The organism is Lewinella sp. IMCC34191 (assembly GCF_003390935.1).
Classification (GTDB): Bacteria; Bacteroidota; Bacteroidia; order Chitinophagales; family Saprospiraceae; genus Neolewinella.
The window spans coordinates 1-18142 of sequence record NZ_QNQZ01000002.1 but is presented as its reverse complement, the minus strand read 5'-3'; the positions used below and the strand labels follow the sequence as shown (position 1 = coordinate 18142).

The 18142-nt window shown below is 58.1% G+C and carries 19 protein-coding genes; 5 read left to right on the top strand and 14 right to left on the bottom strand.

The genetic code is table 11. The features are described from left to right. Window positions 1-60 precede the first annotated feature (60 nt). Entirely contained in the window at window positions 61-1062 is a 1002-nt protein-coding gene (locus DRW39_RS04690) for a YihY/virulence factor BrkB family protein (protein ID WP_116105858.1), read from the bottom strand. Window positions 1063-1067: 5 nt separating this feature from the next. Beyond that, window positions 1068-1475: an acyl-CoA thioesterase gene (locus tag DRW39_RS04685; protein WP_116105857.1), complete on the bottom strand. Its 408-nt coding sequence runs from the start codon at window positions 1473-1475 to the stop codon at window positions 1068-1070. A gap of 170 nt (window positions 1476-1645) precedes the next feature. Between DRW39_RS04685 and DRW39_RS04680 the strand changes: the two genes are divergently transcribed. Then, a complete protein-coding gene (locus DRW39_RS04680) occupies window positions 1646-2455 on the top strand; it encodes an NINE protein (protein ID WP_116105856.1) in 810 nt (269 codons plus the stop codon). A gap of 72 nt (window positions 2456-2527) precedes the next feature. Then, window positions 2528-3673 (top strand): DUF819 domain-containing protein, encoded by a 1146-nt coding sequence (locus tag DRW39_RS04675; RefSeq protein WP_116105855.1) that lies wholly within the window; start codon window positions 2528-2530, stop codon window positions 3671-3673. Between the two features lie 8 nt (window positions 3674-3681). Here the strand turns inward: DRW39_RS04675 and DRW39_RS04670 are convergent, their stop codons facing one another. From DRW39_RS04670 to map, 11 genes are all read right to left on the bottom strand, one after another. After that, entirely contained in the window at window positions 3682-5064 is a 1383-nt protein-coding gene (locus DRW39_RS04670) for a sodium-dependent transporter (RefSeq protein ID WP_116105854.1), read from the bottom strand. Window positions 5065-5148: 84 nt separating this feature from the next. Continuing rightward, window positions 5149-6354 (bottom strand): multidrug effflux MFS transporter, encoded by a 1206-nt coding sequence (locus DRW39_RS04665; protein ID WP_116105853.1) that lies wholly within the window; start codon window positions 6352-6354, stop codon window positions 5149-5151. A 25-nt stretch (window positions 6355-6379) separates the two neighbouring features. Next, a complete protein-coding gene (locus tag DRW39_RS04660) occupies window positions 6380-7408 on the bottom strand; it encodes an LLM class flavin-dependent oxidoreductase (protein WP_116105852.1) in 1029 nt (342 codons plus the stop codon). A gap of 108 nt (window positions 7409-7516) precedes the next feature. Then, the gene (rplQ, locus tag DRW39_RS22865; RefSeq protein WP_116105851.1) at window positions 7517-8062 is read right to left on the bottom strand and encodes a 50S ribosomal protein L17; all 546 of its coding nucleotides are present in this window, start codon (window positions 8060-8062) and stop codon (window positions 7517-7519) included. A gap of 188 nt (window positions 8063-8250) precedes the next feature. Then, the gene (locus DRW39_RS04650; RefSeq protein ID WP_116105850.1) at window positions 8251-9252 is read right to left on the bottom strand and encodes a DNA-directed RNA polymerase subunit alpha; all 1002 of its coding nucleotides are present in this window, start codon (window positions 9250-9252) and stop codon (window positions 8251-8253) included. Between the two features lie 163 nt (window positions 9253-9415). After that, a complete protein-coding gene (rpsD, locus tag DRW39_RS04645) occupies window positions 9416-10030 on the bottom strand; it encodes a 30S ribosomal protein S4 (RefSeq protein WP_116105849.1) in 615 nt (204 codons plus the stop codon). A 117-nt stretch (window positions 10031-10147) separates the two neighbouring features. Continuing rightward, complete coding sequence (rpsK, locus tag DRW39_RS04640; RefSeq protein ID WP_116105848.1) at window positions 10148-10549, bottom strand: 30S ribosomal protein S11; 402 nt, start codon at window positions 10547-10549, stop codon at window positions 10148-10150. Continuing rightward, the gene (gene rpsM / locus DRW39_RS04635) at window positions 10549-10926 is read right to left on the bottom strand and encodes a 30S ribosomal protein S13 (protein ID WP_116105847.1); all 378 of its coding nucleotides are present in this window, start codon (window positions 10924-10926) and stop codon (window positions 10549-10551) included. Before rpsM ends, rpsK begins: the two co-directional genes overlap by 1 nt. A gap of 17 nt (window positions 10927-10943) precedes the next feature. Continuing rightward, window positions 10944-11060: a type B 50S ribosomal protein L36 gene (ykgO, locus tag DRW39_RS04630; RefSeq protein ID WP_072010990.1), complete on the bottom strand. Its 117-nt coding sequence runs from the start codon at window positions 11058-11060 to the stop codon at window positions 10944-10946. A gap of 37 nt (window positions 11061-11097) precedes the next feature. Beyond that, window positions 11098-11316, bottom strand: coding sequence for a translation initiation factor IF-1 (infA, locus tag DRW39_RS04625; RefSeq protein ID WP_099105792.1), 219 nt, complete (start codon window positions 11314-11316; stop codon window positions 11098-11100). Window positions 11317-11571: 255 nt separating this feature from the next. After that, window positions 11572-12438 (bottom strand): type I methionyl aminopeptidase, encoded by an 867-nt coding sequence (gene map / locus DRW39_RS04620; protein ID WP_116105846.1) that lies wholly within the window; start codon window positions 12436-12438, stop codon window positions 11572-11574. Window positions 12439-12586: 148 nt separating this feature from the next. On the opposite strand from map, the gene DRW39_RS04615 reads away from it, so the two are divergent. From DRW39_RS04615 to DRW39_RS04605, 3 genes are read left to right on the top strand one after another with little or no spacing between them, the layout of a single operon-like run. Next, window positions 12587-13369, top strand: coding sequence for a ParA family protein (locus DRW39_RS04615; RefSeq protein ID WP_116105845.1), 783 nt, complete (start codon window positions 12587-12589; stop codon window positions 13367-13369). Then, a complete protein-coding gene (locus DRW39_RS04610) occupies window positions 13366-14865 on the top strand; it encodes an ArnT family glycosyltransferase (RefSeq protein ID WP_157975929.1) in 1500 nt (499 codons plus the stop codon). The genes DRW39_RS04615 and DRW39_RS04610 overlap by 4 nt, the downstream gene beginning before the upstream one ends. Window positions 14866-14912: 47 nt before the next feature. Next, window positions 14913-16286, top strand: coding sequence for a sugar porter family MFS transporter (locus DRW39_RS04605; RefSeq protein WP_317124953.1), 1374 nt, complete (start codon window positions 14913-14915; stop codon window positions 16284-16286). Window positions 16287-16585: 299 nt separating this feature from the next. Here DRW39_RS04605 and DRW39_RS04600 read toward each other — a convergent pair whose 3' ends face one another. Beyond that, entirely contained in the window at window positions 16586-17740 is a 1155-nt protein-coding gene (locus tag DRW39_RS04600; protein WP_232830064.1) for a Gfo/Idh/MocA family protein, read from the bottom strand. Between the last annotated feature and the right edge of the window lie 402 nt (window positions 17741-18142).

Sequence of the window (18142 nt, the reverse complement as noted above, 5' to 3'; positions counted from 1 at the left end):
TAGCGGGTAGCGGGCAGGTTGTCTGGCCATTGCCGCACCGCCTACGACGCTACCCGCTATTTATTCCTCCTCCAGCGTATCCCGGGTCTCCGGCTCCGTCAGATCGCGGTGGACGGCGATGGCCGCGTTCATCTCGAAGCCGATGATCAGGATGAGCGCATTGAGCTGCAACCACAGCATGACGATAATGATGGTGGCGATGGAGCCGTAAAACTTGGTGTAGGTATCGTAGCGGTTGAAGCCGTCGATGTAAAAACTGAAGGCCACCGAGGTCAGCAGACTCAGGATGGTGGCGAGGGTCACGCCGGGGCTGAAGTAGCTGAAGCGCTTGATGGTGGCCGCCCCGTAGCGATAGAGCGACCCGATGATGATGTAGTACAGCGCGAGCATGGTGATCCACCGGACGCTGTTGACCAGGAAGCTGGCAAAGCCGCCCAGGCCGAGCCAGTAGTTGATCCAGCCGATGATGCTGTCGCCCATGATAACGAGTACGACACTGGCGATGATGAACAGGCCGATGAGGAAGGTGAGTCCCACCGCGACCATGCGCTTGCGCAGGAAGCCCCGCTGACGAAATACCTTGACGTAGCTCTTCTCGAAGGCCTGCATCAGCGACATCATGCCGTTGCTGGAGAAGAAAACCGCCAGCAGGAAACCGAAACTGAGCAGACCGATTTTAGGGGAGTTAGTGATTTCCTGCACGAAGCCGAAGACGATGTCCCCCGCCTGGCCGGGCATGACCCGCTTGATCTCCTCGTAGAGCGTCATATTGAAGCTGTCCAGCGCCGGAAACCAGATGCTCATGAATTCCAGTACGAAGGGAACCAGGGTGAAAATGGTCAGGATGGACGGAAATAGCGACAGAAAGAAGCTGAAGGCAACGCTGTTGGCCCGGGTGAAAAGATCGTCACGGGTGGCCTCGTTGATGACGAAGACGACCACGTCGTAGATGGGGACGCCGTGAAATCCGATGAGGCTGTTCTCCTTGCTGTACTTCAGTAGCCCGATCACCACGGGGTGCTCGGTGAAGTACCGCTTGAAGGCCGTCATGCTGAATTTCATGGCATTTAGAAGTTCGGACGTATGACCTGCAACAGGTACTCGGGTACGGATACCGTCCGCTCCGTTTTGACGTCGACAAAACAAAGCTTGACCGAGCCGCCGTTGACCAATTTACCCTTTTCGTTGTGGATCTCGATATGGAAGGTGATCGTGCGGTCCGGCACGTGGCGCAGCTGGGTGGTGATGGTGAGCACCTCGTCGTAGTGCGCCGGCCGGACGAAGCGCTGGTTGAGGCTCATCACCGGCATCATCACCCCGACCTTCTCCTCCATCTCCGCGTAGCTAAGACCCAGGTCGCGCAGCATCTCGGCGCGGCCCACCTCGTAGAGCAGGGCATAGTGGCCGTGGTAGAGGTAGCCCATCTGGTCGGTTTCTCCGTATCGGACGCGGTGGGTGGTCTGGGCGGTCAGCATAGGTTGTTTCGGGTTTATCGTTCCCGGAAAGAAATCAGGTCGATCCGGGCGGGTGCAAGGTAACGGTTCGTAGATCGGTTCGGGTGTTCCGAGCGTTTCCGTCCGCCACGGGTCGAATAGTACTTTCCATCCTTTGGTGTATCTTCCTTCATTCCCGACCTTTGCCATCTATGAAAAATAAAACGACCGCCGGCATTTTCGCCCTGGTCTTTGGCGGATTGGGCGTACACCGCTTCTACCTGGGGCAAAAGGGGCTGGGTATTGTGTACCTGCTGTTCGTGTGGACCTTCATTCCCACCATCATCGCCATGATCGATGGTATCGTGTTGCTGACCCAGGACGAGGATAAGTTTAACCGAAAGTACAATCCCGAATTCTGGGCCGCCCAGCAAAATCAACAGTACCAGAATCAACAATACCAGGGCCAGTACAACTATGCCGGCCCCCCGCCACCGCAACCGCCACGGCAGGAGTACGCCGAACCCGCACCGGCCGGTCCCCGCAAGGACCCCTTCCAGCTCACCGCCGATCAGCACTACGCGAACTACGATTTCGATGCGGCCATCCGGGATTACCGGCGCTCGCTGAACGTTGATCCCAGGCAGCCGGAAGTCCACTTCAAGCTGGCCTGCCTCTATTCCATCCACGAAGACACGGATACGGCCCTGTACCACCTCAGTCAGGCGCTCGAGCACGGCTACTACGACTTCGACGAGATCGAGAAGCACGATCACCTGGCCTTCCTCCGATCCACTTCCGAATACGCGGCCTTTAAGTCCAATGGCTACCGGATACCCGCGGCCCGCCCGGCCAAGAGCCCGGACTCAGCGGAGGAGGCAGGTCCTGGCGCCCCACCGGATACCCTGGAGCTATCCGACGACCTGATTACCCAGATCGAGCGGCTGGCTAAACTGAAGGAAGACGGTATCCTGTCCGAAGCCGCCTTCCAGCGGGAAAAGCAGAAGTTGTTGCGCTCGTAGTACAAAACGTCGTCTGCCGAACGCAGCATAGCGAAGTTCGTCCGCCGACGTCTTGTCGATTAATCGATTCCCATGCTATCATCCCCCCTCCTGCTCCTGGCCATCCTCTGCGGAAGCGTGGTCCTGTCGGAGTGGTTGGTGCGGAGGACTATTTTGCGTCACCTCGGTACGGCCCTGGTGGTGATTATCGTGGTGGCGGTATGGGCAAATCTCGGGTTGATCCCCTCCGCCAGCCAGGGATCGGACGTGTACGATGGCATCTTTCGCTACCTGGCACCGCTGTCCATCTTTTACCTGTTGCTGGACGTGAACCTGGCCAGCATCCGCCGGGCGGGCGCGCCGATGCTCGGGCTTTTTCTGCTCGGCAGCGCGGCCACGGCGGTTGGGGTGCTGGCGGGCATGTACGTCATTGACGGACCTACGCACTTCGGCGAATTTTACCCGGCCATCAGCGGCATGTTCACGGGGACGTACACCGGTGGCAGCGTGAACTACAATGCCATCGCCATCCACTACGATATGATGCGGGAGGGCGTCCTCTACGCGGGCATGACGGCCGTGGATAACATCATCACCGCCGTTTGGATGGTCGTGACGCTGGCCGTCCCCATGCTGCTACGGCGGCGGGGAAAACTCGACCACGTTCCGGTCGAGGCCACGCATGATGTCGAGCGCGAAACGGAATCGATCAGTGTCCTGTCGCTCGGCATCCTGCTGGGTATCGGCTTCCTCAGCCTAGCGGCCTCCGATGCCCTGACGGTGTTCCTGGCGGAGAGGGGATTGAATGTCCCGTCGAACCTGGTACTCACCACTATTGCCCTTCTCCTGGCGCAGTTACCCGCTTTACACCGACTGGCCGGCGGTCAGGTACTGGGCCTTTTCTTCGTGTACCTCTTTCTGGCAGTTATCGGGGCCTTCTGCGAGTTGGCCGCTCTGGGGCAGATTGGTGATTTGGCGTGGAGACTGCTGATCCTGGTGGTCGTGATCGTAGTGGTGCACGGGGCCATCGTATTCGGCGCGGCCCGCCTCCTCAAACTGGACGTCGACGTGGCGGCCGTAGCCTCCCAGGCCAATATTGGCGGTTCCTCTTCCGCCCTTGCCCTGGCTAAGAGCCTGGATCGGATGGATCTTTACCTGCCAGGTATCCTGGTGGGGGCATTGGGCAATGGTCTGGGTACCTACCTGGGCTTTCTCATCGCGGGAATGGCCGGGTCATGAGCGATTGCCTATAGCAACGTCCAGATTTTAGCGAGGATCAACAGCCCAATCCCGATGGGAATTACGTAACGTAACTGCCAGGTCAGCCGCCTGCGGTCGCTATTCGTCACGCGGTGCCCCCCGATGGACAATTCCTCGAAGAAGGCCGGTAGCCCCCACACTTGCAGCAGGAACCAACACAGCAGTAATTCCCCGACCAGCAGCGAAATACTCCCGAACCACTCTAGCAGGAAATTGAAGTAACCTAAGCCGGGGTCGCCCATTCCGGCGAAGTTGGTTAGCCAGGCCGGACCGTCGCCCGAGCAGGAAATCACTACCGGCACCGCCAGGGCAAAAACGATCAGTCCAACTACAGGTCCGCCCCAGCTGCGCTCCCAACCGTAGCGTTCGGTCATCGTACGCAGGGCGGGCTCGAATAAGGATACGGCCGAGGTCAGGATAGCCACCGCCAGCAGGAAAAAGAACAGCAGCCCGACCCACTGCGCGGCCGCTCCGTAGGTCTTGAAGATCTCGACGAGGTTGATAAAAACGAGTGGCGGTCCGCTGTAGATGTCCCCTTCCGTTCCCCCGATCAGCGGGAGGACCAACACCGCTCCGAGGATGGCGACCGCGGTGTCGAGGTGCACGATCTGCGGGGCGGCCCGCAGGACGTTCGTTTCCCGGTCGGCGTGGGCCGCGAAGGTCAGCATGGACACCGCCCCCAGGCCGAGGCTGAAAAAAGCCTGTCCGAGCGCGTGCAACAGTCCGAGCTCCCGATTGTCCGTCGGAATTACGAGGCTTCGCCAATCGAACTTGAGCAGGTTGCCGTAATCCATTGCGGCGGGGCGCAGGATAGGAAGCGATACGATAAGAAAGATCAGCAACACCCCAAGCATCGGCATGGCCACTTTGCCGAGCCGTTCGATGCCGGAATACAACTGCCGCGAACAAACGAAGGCCACCAATGCGGTAAAGATGCCCGTAAAGAACAGTGCACGCGGAATACGACCGATCGCCTCCCCGAAGGCCGGACCCGCGGGGGTAGCCGCCACGGTGGCGTAATCCGTAAGGTAATTCCATACGTACTCCAGCGTCCAACCGGCCAGTACCAGGTAGAAGGAAGCGACCATGATCGAGGTCAAAATTCCCAGCCAGGCCACCAGCTGCCAGTTACGGCTCGCACCCGGCCACTGAAAGGCTTCGGTGGCGTCCGTTCCCCTGCGCTTGCCCATCGCGTTTTCCAGCACCATGAGGGGTATACCCATGAGTAAGGTGAAGATCACGAAGGCCAAAATGTAGGCACTCCCGCCAAAGTAGTGTACGCGATAGGGGAAGATGACCAGGTTGGCCACTCCGATGGCGGCACCGGCGGAGGCGAGCACGTGACCCACCCGGGAAAATCTTACGGACATGGAGCGAAGATAGGGTGGGGGACAGGCAAAATTCACCGGTGGGTGGCCTTCGTAAGCACAAAGGACTTTGGTCAACAGTCCTCCCTATGCCGAAGTAGCCGGCGCCATGCGACGCGTACCCACGCTCAGCAACGTAAGGGCCACGGCTCCACACAGGGCCATCACGGCGACCATGGGTAGGGCGGTCTCATTTTGCAGCACGCCGACGAGTGCGGAGGCCAACGCACCTATAGCCATTTGCAAGGAGCCCATCAGGGCCGAAGCACTGCCGGCCGTATGCTGTATCGTATCCAGTGACAGCGCGCTGCTATTTGGGAAGATAAAGCCAAGGCAAAACAGGTAGCAGAAGATCAAGGCGGTCGTCGGGATTAAGCCTGCATATCCGAAATAGACGTCCCCGACCAGAAGGGCCGCGGTCACGCATTGACCTATGACGGCCAACTGTACGATGCGTTCGCTGGACCGATTACGGAGGCTACGGTTATTCAACTGGGTAGCCGTCACGAGGCCCGCCGCGATGATGGCGAAGACAATGCCGTACTGCTGTTCGTCCAGACCGAATAGTTCCAGATAGAGGTGCGGTGAGCCACTCAGGTAGGCGTATAAGCCGGCCGATGAGAAGGCACCCGTTAGCGCATACACAATGAAATGGCGGTCGGTCAGAATCGACCAGTAGTTAGCGGCGATCGCCTTCGGCCGCAGGGAGTAGTAGGGGTTGATCCGGTCGTAACTGCGTAACAGCAGAAATCCGCCCGTCAGGATAAGCAACGACAGGCCCGCCAGTATTCCGAAAACGTAGCGCCAGCCAAAGGCCGTGGTGATGAATCCGCCAAGGGTAGGCGCGATGATCGGCGACACGGCAATGACCATCATCAGAAGGGAGAACACCTTGGCCATTTCCTTGGTCTCGAAGAGGTCGCGGACAATCGCCCGCGAAGCCACCAATCCACCACAAGCGCCCAATGCCTGAAAGAAGCGGAACAGGATGAGCATCTCCACCGATGTAGCAAATGCACAGGCTACGGAGCTCAGCGCGTAAATGGTAAGCCCGATGTACATGGGGCGCTTCCGGCCGAAGCGTTCCAGCAGCGGACCGTAGATCAGTTGGCCGATCGCCAGACCCACGAAGAAACTCGACAGCGACAGGGATACCCGGCTGATATCGGTGCCCAGGTTCTCAGCTATCCCACCAAAGGCCGGCAGGTACATGTCAATCGAGAGGGGACCGATCGTAGTAAGGGATCCGAGGACCAGAATGAGTAAGAACCGGTTTTCTTTGGGGTCTGGCATAAAACAATACGTTGGGTGGGGCCGGTCAGGCCTCCTTAAGAATGGGGGATACGCGCTGCCCGATAATCTCAATGGCCCGTAACCGCTGCTCGTGGGTCAGCTCGGCGCTATCCATCTGAAAGGTAATACGATCAATCCCGCCCAAGGCTTGGGAATGGCGCAGAATTTTTTCCGCGACTTCCTCCGGACCGCCGACGAGCAGAGCACCGGTGGGCCCACGTTGTGCGTCGAAATGGGCGCGGCTCTGTGGACGCCAACCCCGCTCCTTACCAATCTTGTTCATGGTGCGGGTGTGCCCGGGATAAAATTCTTCTACGGCCGCTTCGGTGGTTTCCCCCACGTAACCGAGGGAATGCAGTCCTACCCGCATGCCCGCCGGATCGTGGCCGGCTTCCCGCCAGGCATTGCGGTAGATATCGATGAGCGGCCGGAAGCGGTGCGTTTCTCCCCCGATGACGGCCACCATAAGCGGCATACCGAGCGTGCCGGCCCGCGCGAAGGAAGCAGGCGTACCGCCAACCCCCAGCCAAATCGGAATATTTTCCTGCGCGGGTCGTGGGTAAACGGGTTGATCCTTTAACGTCGGCCGAAATTTCCCCGACCAGGTAACGCGTTTGTTGTCACGGATCTGTAGAAGGAGTCCCAATTTCTCGGTGAACAGCTCGTCGTAATGCGAAAGGTCGTAGCCGAACAGGGGGAAGGCATCGATGAAGGATCCTCGCCCGACGACCATCTCCGTCCGTCCCTTCGAGATCAGGTCGAGCGTCGCGAAGCTTTGGAATACTCGCACGGGGTCCGCGGCGCTCAGTACCGTCACCGCGCTGGTCAGCTTGATATTTTCCGTACGGGCCGCAGCGGCTGCCAGAATGGTGACGGGCGAAGAGTCGAAATAATCCGGACGGTGGTGCTCACCCATCCCAAATACATCGATACCCATTTTATCCGCATGAACGATCCGGTCTAAGAGATCAGTCATTGATTTTTCCGCGTGGAGGACGTCGCCGGTGCTTTCGTCGATCACCGCCGAGCCGAAGCTGTCAAATCCTACTTCCATGATTTTAGAATTTCGTGTACCAACAATGAAAACTTCACAGAGTTTCCCGGCAACAAAAAAGCCCGGACTGCAGGGGGCAATCCGGGCTTGGTTCTCAGGAAGGGAGGGCTATTCTTCCTCGCTTCCTTCTTTCGTTTCGCTGGTAGCGGCCGTGGCGGCAGCAGCGGTTGCTGCGGCGGCTTCGGTGTTCTTCTCCTGGTTGGCGGCGGGTGCGTTGCTGCTGTCTCCACCACTGCGGCGGCGACGGCTACGGCGGGTACGTCCTTTGCTCTTCGCTTCGTCTTTGTTGTAGACTTCGTTGAAGTCGACGAATTCGATCATCGCGGTTTCAGCACCGTCACCCAGGCGGGAGCCCGTCTTGATCACGCGCAGGTAACCACCCGGGCGGTCGGCAATCTTGTCGGCAACCGTGGAAAAGAGTTCCGTAACGGCTTCCTTGTTCTGCAGGTAGCTGAATACGGTACGCCGGTTGTGGGTATCGTTGGTCTTGGCGCGGGTGATGATAGGCTCGGCGTAGGAACGGAGCGCCTTAGCCTTAGCCAGGGTCGTATTGATCCGCTTGTGCGTGATCAGGGCGATCGTCAGGTTGCGGAGCAGAGCCTTCCGGTGGGCGGTCTTGCGACCTAAGTGGTTGAATTTCTTACCGTGACGCATGTCAGGAAAATTTGCCGGTAACACACACCTCGCGCTCATATGCGGATCGGGCAACCGCGAGGGGGAGGGGTTATTACCGAGGTTGTTTTGTGGAAAAAACTACATCCTTACGGATGACCCGGGAGCGGCGGAGCCGCGGGTTAGCATATAGCGGGTAGGCCTTTAAGCTATCCGCTACCCACTAGTGCTTACTCTTCGTCAAGCTTATACTTGCTCAGGTCCATGCCGAAAGTCAGGCCTTTTTCGACCAGCAGTTCTTCGATCTCTACGAGCGACTTCTTACCGAAGTTGCGGAACTTGAGGAGTTCGTGGGTGTCGTAGCGGACGAGTTCGCCGAGGCTGTTGATCTTGGCGGCCTTGAGGCAGTTATAGGCACGTACCGAGAGATCGAGGTCTTCGAGGCTGGTCTTGAGCAGCTTGCGCATGTGCAGGATGTGCTCGTCGACGATGGTCTCTTCGCGGGCACCGGTGCTCTGGAATTCGATGGGCTCGTCGGTGATCAGCATAAGGTGCTGGATCAGGATACGGGCGGCTTCGCGAACGGCGTCTTCCGGATGGATGGTGCCGTCGGTCTTGACTTCGAGGATTAGGTTCTCGTAGTCGGTACGCTGTCCGACACGGGTGGACTCTACGCGGTAGGCTACGTTCTTGATCGGGGTATAGATCGCGTCTACGGGAATAACACCGATGGGAGCGTTCTTGGGCAGGTTATCGTCGGCCGGGATATAGCCGTGGCCTTTGGTGACGGTCAGCTCGACTTCGAGGTTCACGAACGGCTCCATGGTACACAGGACCAGGTCGGGGTTCATTACCTTGAATACATTGGTATGCTCGTCAATATCGGCGGCGGTGAACTGCTCCTTGCCACTGATGGTCAGATAGATCTTCTCCTCTTCCATCTCATCGTTCTCGATGGTCTGCTTGAGGCGAACCTGCTTAAGGTTGAGGATGATCTCGACTACGTCTTCAACAACGCCGCGGATGGTTCCGAATTCGTGATCGACGCCGGCAATACGTACGGCGGAGATAGCGAAACCTTCGAGGCTGCTCAGGAGTACGCGACGAAGGGAGTTACCGATGGTTTGGCCGAACCCGGGTTCCAGGGGTTTAAATTCAAAGTTGCCGTGGAAGTCATCCGACTTCTGCATCGTGATCTTATCCGGCTTCTGGAAATTTAGGATACTGCTCATACTTTATTTACTGACTTAGAGTGCTTTATGTCCGCGAATGACCGGGGCAACAACACCTGGGATATAAAATTAGTTGGCCCTAACCGGCGGCGGGCCGAATCAGGGCTAAGAGAAGGGGTGACCGAAGGTCTATACGGTGGCTTTCGGCCACCCCTCATCAATATTACTTCGAGTATAGCTCGACGATCAACTGGGTGTTGATCTTCTCGGGGATATTCTCGCGCTCCGGGTAGTCGAGGAAGGTACCTTCCATCTTCTCCTGGTTGAACGACAACCATCCGTAGTTGCGGACATCGTTGCGGCTGCCCATGCTTTCGCGGATCACTTCAAGACCCTGCGACTTACCCCGTACGGATACGACGTCACCGGGACGGATCTGCGTGGAGGGAATGTTGTTGAGGCGGCCGTTGAGCATAATGTGCCGGTGGGAAACCAGCTGCCGGGCGGCGCGGCGGGTAGGCGCCAGGCCGAGACGGAAAACGACGTTGTCCAGGCGGGCTTCCAGATATTGCAGTAACAATTCACCGGTGACACCCCGCGATGCAGCGGCGCTCTTGAAGAGGTTGAGGAACTGCCGTTCCAGTACACCGTAGGTATACTTAGCCTTTTGCTTTTCGGTCAGCTGGAGCTTATAGTCCGAGGGCTGGCGGCGGCGGCCGCGGCTGTTGCCGTGTTGGCCGGGCTTGTATTTTTTGCGTTCGAAGGCGCGGCTGTAGCCGAATATCGGCTCGCCCAGTGCGCGGGCTTTTTTAGCCTTGGGGCCAGTGTATCTAGCCATAGTGACGGGATGTCTTTGGTGGTTACGGAATAGTCTCTTCCGGGGCGAGAGACATAATAGTATCTTGGCAAGCACGGAATGTGCCGGCGCCAAGCCCGGAGAAAGCGGGTTGCGGGATTAGACGCGACGACGCTTGGGCGGACGACAGCCGTTGTGGGGCATGGGGGTTACGTCCTTAATTTTGGCAACGCGAATGCCGGCACCGTCGATAGCACGAATCGCTGCTTCGCGACCGCTACCGGGGCCTTTCACGTATACTTCGACCACCCGCAGGCCAGCTTCGTAAGCTACCCGAGCGGCGTTACCACTAGCCACCTGAGCGGCGTAGGGGGTGCTCTTCTTGCTACCGCGGAATTTCTCCTTACCGGCACTGCCCCAGCTGATAACGTCACCCTGCTTGTTGGTGATCGAAATGATGATATTGTTGAACGAAGCCTGGATGTATGCCAGTCCTTCGTTGTCGACTTTTACCTTGCGCTTCTTCGCTACGCGGCTGCCGCCTGCCTGTCTCTTAGCCATTACTTAGTCGCTTTTTTCTTGTTCGCTACGGTCTTACGCTTGCCCTTACGGGTACGAGCGTTGGTTTGGGTACGCTGTCCACGCAGGGGAAGACCCTTACGGTGACGGAGGCCGCGGTAACAGCCAATATCCATCAGACGCTTGATGTTAGTTTGTACTTCGGTACGCAGATCACCTTCCACCTTGTATTCGTTGGTGATCAGGTTTGAAATGGTCCGGATGTTCTCGTCGGTCCAGTCCTGTACCTTGGTGTCGTGCTCGACACCAGCGCGATCCAGGATTTCTCCGGCGCGGGTGCTGCCTACGCCGAAGACGTAAGTCAGACTAATGATGCCGCGCTTGTTCCGCGGCAGGTCTACTCCTGCAATTCTTGCCATAGTAAATCTAGCTTAGCTTATCCCTGACGTTGCTTGAACTTCGGGTTCTTCTTATTAATAATGTAGACTTTGCCTTTGCGGCGGACAATCTTGCAATCGGCCGAGCGCTTCTTGACGGAGGGTCTGACTTTCATAGTAAGTTTATTTTAGGACCAGCGGCAGTGCGGCGCCTTATTTGTAACGGTAGGTGATGCGTCCGCGACTGAGATCGTACGGGCTCATTTCCACTGCTACCTTATCACCGGGAAGAATTTTGATGTAGTGCATCCGCATCTTGCCGGAGATCGTCGCCTTAATTTCGTGGTCGTTTTCCAGCCGTACTCGGAACATCGCGTTCGAGAGGGCCTCTTCAATCACGCCATCCTGCTTGATCAGGTCTTTTTTGGACATGTTTTAAATTTCGGAGGGCAAAGGTAAGATTATTTTCTTACGTACCCAAATGGTTTACGGAGCTATTTTCCTTAAGTAAAGGAATTTTCCCCCTAAGCGGTTGAATGGTAGGGAGATAGTTGCCAACTTGGTCGACGGTGACCGTCCGGAATGCCCGGCGCGACGGCGTAATCCCCTTCCCGAAGCCGCGCTCCTTCAAATTTGCCGGAGCGACGGCAGGCTCTGTCCCCGATCCAGATACTCTCTCTTCCGAGGCTAGCGGACCAGCGACCCCTTTCCCACCGGCTGGTAGACAGCCACCAGGTCCTCGTCCAGGTTATCGACGTATTTCAGATTGCTGTTCTGACGGATGGCCTCCTCAATGGGGCGGTGATCGCTCATGAGGTCGGCCGGCTCACCGTCGGGGCGAATGGCGATGCTGTGCTCGTAGTGGGCGGCGGGGCTGCCGTCGATGGTAATGATCGTCCAACCGTCCTCTCGGCTGACCACGTTGCGCTTACCCAGGGTGATCATGGGCTCGATGGCAATGATGAGACCGGACTTCAGTACGGGGCCGCGACCGCGTTTCCCGAAATTGGGGACATCGGGGGCTTCATGGAGGCTGCGTCCCAGTCCGTGACCGACCAGTTCCCTTACGGCGCCGTAGCCGGATTCCCGTTCGGTGTAGTGCTGGATGGCGTGGCTGATATCACCGATGCGCTTGCCCTGCCTGGCCGCATCAATGCCGAGGTACAGGCTGTGCTTGGTGCGCCGGCAGAGTTCCATGATCGATTCTTCCACGTCGCCGACGCAGAAGGTATAGGCGGCGTCCCCGTAGAACTCATCTACGATGGTACCGCAGTCTATAGACAGAATATCGCCGTCTTCGAAGATCTGTTTCTCGTTGGGCAGGCCGTGAACAACCTCTTCGTTGCGGGATACCAGCAAAGTAGAGGGACAACCGTATAGTCCTTTAAAGCCCGGGACGGCCCCGTTATCGCGAATGTAGGTTTCCGCAAAGGTGTCGATCTCCTTGCCACTGAGTCCGGGGCGGAGCATCTTGGCTACCTCGGTCAGGGTATCGCATACCAACTGGCAGGCCGTACGGCTACGCTCGATCTCTTCGGGCGTCTTATAAATCATTTTGCGGCCTTTCCTTGCCATAGTTCTGCGGGCTTGCGTTTGGTGGTAGGTAACACGAGGCGGCAAAGGTAGTTGAGTTTTCTTTCACCTGCGCTCCGCCGCCATGCACTTAAAGAAGTAGCGCGCCTAATTCACTACCTTCGCGGCCATGGGCAAAGTTGTTGCAATTGCGAACCAAAAAGGGGGGGTGGGAAAGACCACGACCACCATCAATCTCGGGGCCTCCCTAGCTATTTTGGAACGTAAGGTGCTGATCGTTGATGCCGACCCCCAGGCCAATGCCACGAGCGGTGTCGGTATTCCGGCCGAAGATCTGGAAGCGAGCATCTACGAGGTACTGATCAATGATCTGGACGTTAACGAGGTCGTCTACGAAACCGAGACGCCTAACCTGCACATCGTCCCTTCCAGCATCAACCTGGTCGGAGCCGAAGTGGAGCTGATCAATCGCTTCCGCCGGGAAGACGTCATGCGCAACAACATTATCGAGCCGCTGCGGAAGCACTACGATTACATCCTGATCGATTGCCTGCCAAGCCTGGGATTGTTGACCATTAATGCCCTGACCGCCGCGGACTCCGTCCTCATACCGGTACAGTGCGAGTATTTCGCGCTGGAAGGGCTCACCAAGCTGCAGAACACCATCGAACTTGTCCAACGGCAGCTGAATCCCAAACTTCAGGTAGAGGGTATTCTGCTAAGCATGTACGATCAGCGCCTGCGACTGGCCAATATGGTCGTGGACTCCGTTCGGGAGTCATTTGGTGACGAAGCCTTCAAGACCATTATCCACCGCAACGCCCGCATCAGTGAAGCTCCGAATATGCATCTACCGGTCGTAATGATCAACGCCGGAAGCAGAGGCGCCAAGAATTTCCTCAACTTAGCCGAGGAGTTTTTACTTAAGAATGGTGAACGCATCACCCGGTGAGTAAAAAGAAACGTCGCAAACCAAAGGTTAGTCAACCATCCGCCCCCGCACCAGCGCAGCCCTCCAGCCGCTGGCGCTTCTTCGTGTGGATGTGCTCCTTCTTTTTCGTTGCCGCCCTCCTGGTACAACTCGATGTCATCACGGCCTGGCCGGGTGGGGAAGGCTTTGCCCTGGCCCGCTCGCTGGATTCCGAATGGGGCGATTACCTTCCCGCCGCCATCAATCACGCCCTGATGCCCCTCGGGGATAGCCTGACGGATGACCCCGACTCCCGCTTCCTCTTTCCGCGACTCCTTTCCGCCTTTTGGCTTATCCTCGCCGCTTTCTTCACCTACCGGTGGACGGCCCGGCTCTTTGGTACCCAGGTCAGTCAACTCGCCCTGCTGTGCTCCGGCGCGTCGCTGTTCTTACCCTTCTTCGGTAAGGTAGCCACCGCTGACAGCCTGGCGCTGCTCGGACACTCCGGCATGCTATGGTCGCTGCTGCTTTACGCCCTGGATAAGGACCAGAAAAAGATCTATGCCTTCGGGGTTTTCGTGCTCCTTGGGGCTATCGCCTCTCCGGTCTCCACCCTGTTGCTGTCCATGATGGTCATTGTCCTGGCGGTTTTTCAGCGTACGGACTACTCCTGGACGACGCCCGCCGCCATTGCCGTTGGTATCAGTTCCCTGGTGTTATTGATTCAGGGACCGCAGGGCGCCAACACCTACTGGTACTACGGCCAGGAAGACAGCCGCGTGCTCGACCTGCTCTATTACGGACTACTCGGCATGCTGCCCTTAGCCGGTTGGGTAGTTGCTGGCTTCCGTGACCTGCTTTTCAAGGCGCAGAAATTCGAGCAATTCAGCATGATCGTGGGAATGGCCATGGTCGTGACCTTGCTTGCGCAGTCCTTACTATTCATGTACCTGGTGGCGCTGCTGGCCGGCAAACAGATGCAATTGTACTTCAGCGAGTCGAATTACCCCTGGAAGGATTACGTCCGGGCCGCGGCGGTCGTGCAGCTCGTGGGCGCCTTCATCGCCGCGTTCTTGCTACTGACGGGCGGGGCTATCTCCTTCCCCGGCGAAGGTTTCCGGGCGGCGCTGGGGATGGCGGCCGCATACTGGATCTTTAGCCTGCTGGCCGTACTGGGCATTTTTGGCGATCGCCGCGACTTCGCCATCGGAGGGTCGGTGCTATCGGGGATGCTCACCATCATGTTCTTCTGGGTACAGGTTTATCCCTACCTGGAGGTCGATCGCTCGTGGCCGGAGGATCTGCTGGCTAGCGGGATCGAACCCACGACGCTGCAACTTCCCGATGAGGCGGTGGAAAGCGAGCTCAGTACCGCCCTGCCGTATTTCCGGCTGGCCGGTTGGCAAGTAGCCGCGGAAGGGGACTACCGACTCGACGTGACCGCTAAAACGGACAGTACGGAGGTGGGCGGCGGAGCGCAGGTAATTGGCCGTAGCATCCTTCGACCCTACCGATTTACCCTCAGCCCAAGCCAATAGTCGGTCTTTACCCTGGTGCGGTCTACCCTAATCCAGGCTAGGCTTATATTGCCGTCCGCTCCGATACGGTGAGCGGAGTTAAAATATCGATCATGAATACGGCAAAGGTCTGGACGTGGGCCATCACGGTCGCCCTGGGCGGCTTTCTCTTTGGTTTCGACACGGCCGTCATTAGCGGTGCCGAAAAAGCGATACAGGCGGAATTCGGTCTCAGCGACCTGGCCATCGGGCAGATCGTGGCCATGGCGCTTTACGGCACGATCATCGGGGCGATCTTCGGAGGGGTGCCGGCCGACCGCTACGGGCGAAAGGCAACGCTGATTGCCATAGCCATACTGTACCTTGTTTCCGCGGCCGGTTCCGCGCTAGCCGCCGATGCCTTGCAGCTGAACATCTTTCGTTTTCTCGGTGGTTTGGGGGTAGGGGCCAGTTCGGTCGTCGCTCCGATGTACATCACGGAGGTATCACCCGCCGCCCAGCGCGGACAGCTGGTAGCGGCTTTCCAATTAAATCTGGTCCTCGGTATTCTCTTCGCCTATTTCAGCAATTACCTCATCGTCGGCGGTGCCGATGCGATAGACTGGCGCCTCATGCTGGGCGTGGAAGTCATACCCGCCGTCCTCTTTTTACTCTTCTTATTCTTCGTGCCGCGTAGCCCCCGCTGGCTCCTGACCAAGGGAGGGAACCGCGAGGAAGCCCTGAGCGTGCTGATGCGCGTCAACCCGGCCACTGCGGAGGCTGAGCTCCGGAAGATCGAGCAGTCGAATACCACCCGCGAAAAGGTCACGCTCGGCAAATTCTTCAGTGGTAAATACAACCGGCCAATCCTCTACGCTTTCCTCTTTGCCTTCTTCAACCAGGTATCCGGCATCAATGCGGTGATCTACTATGCGCCACGCATCTTTGAAGCCGCGAACCTGGGTACGGAAAGTGCCTTCCTGTCGTCGGTAGGCATAGGCGTCGTCAACGTGCTCTTCACCTTCATCGGCATGTATTTGATCGACCGCAGCGGGCGAAAAACACTCATGTACATCGGCAGCCTTGGCTACATCATCTCCCTCTCGTCGGTATCCTGGGCCTTCTACACCAACAACCTGGAGGGACTGATCGTACCGATCTGGCTATTCGTCTTCATCGCCAGTCACGCCATCGGGCAGGGCGCGGTCATCTGGGTATTCATCAGCGAAATCTTCGGCAACGAGGTCCGGGGATTGGGTGCCTCCCTCGGCAGCACCACCCACTGGATCTTCGCCGCGGTGATCGGAGGCAACTTTCCCTTCCTCGCCGCCACCTTCGGTCAGGCCGCCATCTTCGCCGTCTTCGCGGTTTGCATGGTCGGCCAGCTCCTTTTCGTGTACTTCCTGATGCCCGAAACGAAAGGGGTGGAACTGGAGGAGTTGCAGGAGGAGTTGGTACGGTAGATACTCCCTTCGGTCGTTTAGTACGGTAGTCGGCTGGCTTGCCCATCCGGGTAGTAGCTCCCTTCGGTCGCGGTTAGTTTGTTAGCCGCTTAGTCGCTTCCGGCGGTTGGGATTAGTACGGGGGAAACCGATACTTACTAACAACAGCGCGCAGCGCTACTTTCCGGATGGCGCAGCCAACCGACTATCGTACTAACAGCGACCGCAGGGAGCTACTATTCCGGATGGCACTGCCAGCCGACTACCACACTAACAGCGCGCAGCGCTACTAACCGCGACCGAAGGGAGCGACTAACAGACTAAACCCGGCTCCACTTCTCCGAGCGGCGCGAGTTCTCCACGACCACTTCGACGAAACGCATACCGCGCAGACCGTCCCGGACGGTCGGGAAGTCGGATTCGATCGCGGTGGGCTCTCGTCCGTCCATTTTGGCGCGTACGGTGGCGGCGAAGTTCTTGTAGATGTTGGCGAAGGCTTCGAGGTAGCCTTCCGGATGGCCGGCGGGCGGTATGCGGGTGGCGGCTACGGCGGCGGGATCGAGTTCGCCGACACCGGTGCGGTAAATAATGGCCGGTTGCTCGTGCCGTTTGTAGATGAGCGTATTGGGCTCTTCCTGGTGCCACTCCAGTCCGCCGGTCTCGCCCCAGACACGGATGTTTAGGCCGTTCTCTTCGCCTACCGCGATCTGGGAGCAGTGCAGTACGCCCTTGGCTCCTTCCTCGAAGTGCAGTAAGATGTTGGCGTCGTCGTCCAGCCGGCGGCCTTCGACGTAGCTGGTTAGATCGGCACAGACCTCCGTGATCTTGAGGCCGGTAACGTATTCCGCCAGGTTCTCGGCGTGGGTGCCGATATCGCCCATGGCACCGCCCATTCCCGATTTCGCCGGGTCGGAACGCCAGGACGCTTGCTTGTTGTCGGTATCTTCCTTTTTATCGGCGAGCCAGCCCTGGGGGTATTCGACGACGATCTTGCGGATTTTGCCCAGCTTTCCGTCGCGGACCATGGCTTTGGCCTGCTTGACCATGGGGTAGCCGGTATAGTTATGCGTGAGGGCAAAGACCAAGCCAGTTTCTTCCACCAGGCGCACCAGTTGCTCGGCTTCGTCCACATTGAAAGCAAGCGGCTTATCACAGACCACGTGAAAACCATGCTGCAGCGCCAGCTTGGCCGGGCCGAAGTGGACGTGATTCGGGGTGACGATGGAGATAAAGTCCATACGCTCTCCTTCGGGCAGTTCCTTTTCTTTTAAGATCATATCCTCATAGGACCCGTAAACGCGGTTGGGCGGCAGGTAAAAATCCTCTCCGCTCAATCGGGACTTTTCCGGGTCGGAGCTGAACGCCCCGCATACTAATTCGATCTCCTGATCGATGGCCGCGGCGATGCGGTGTACGCCTCCGATGAAAGCTCCCCGGCCTCCGCCGACCATTCCCATTCTAAGTTTTCTTGCCATTGCTTGCATGATTTTTGTTAGGGTGACAAGTATAGGGAAAAGATGTTCGAAGTGCCCCGGACACGGGCAGGCCTGAACCCTGCTATTCCGGACACTCCCAGGTGCAAGCACACTCCAAGGTCCTCGTGCTTCCTACTGGCGGGAAGGCAGCACCTCGGAGTGTGGCCGTACGCAGTAGGCTACCTGCGCGGGTGCGGCGAAAACACGACTGCTGCCCCGGACACGGGCAGGCCTGAACCCTGCTATTCCGGACACTCGCAGGTGCAAGCACACTACGAGGTCCTCGTACTTCCTACTGGTGGGAAGGTAGCACCTCGGATTGTGGCCGTACGCAGCAGGCGACCTGCGCGTGTGCGGCGAAAACACGACTGCTGCCCCGGACACGGGCAGGCCTGAACCCTG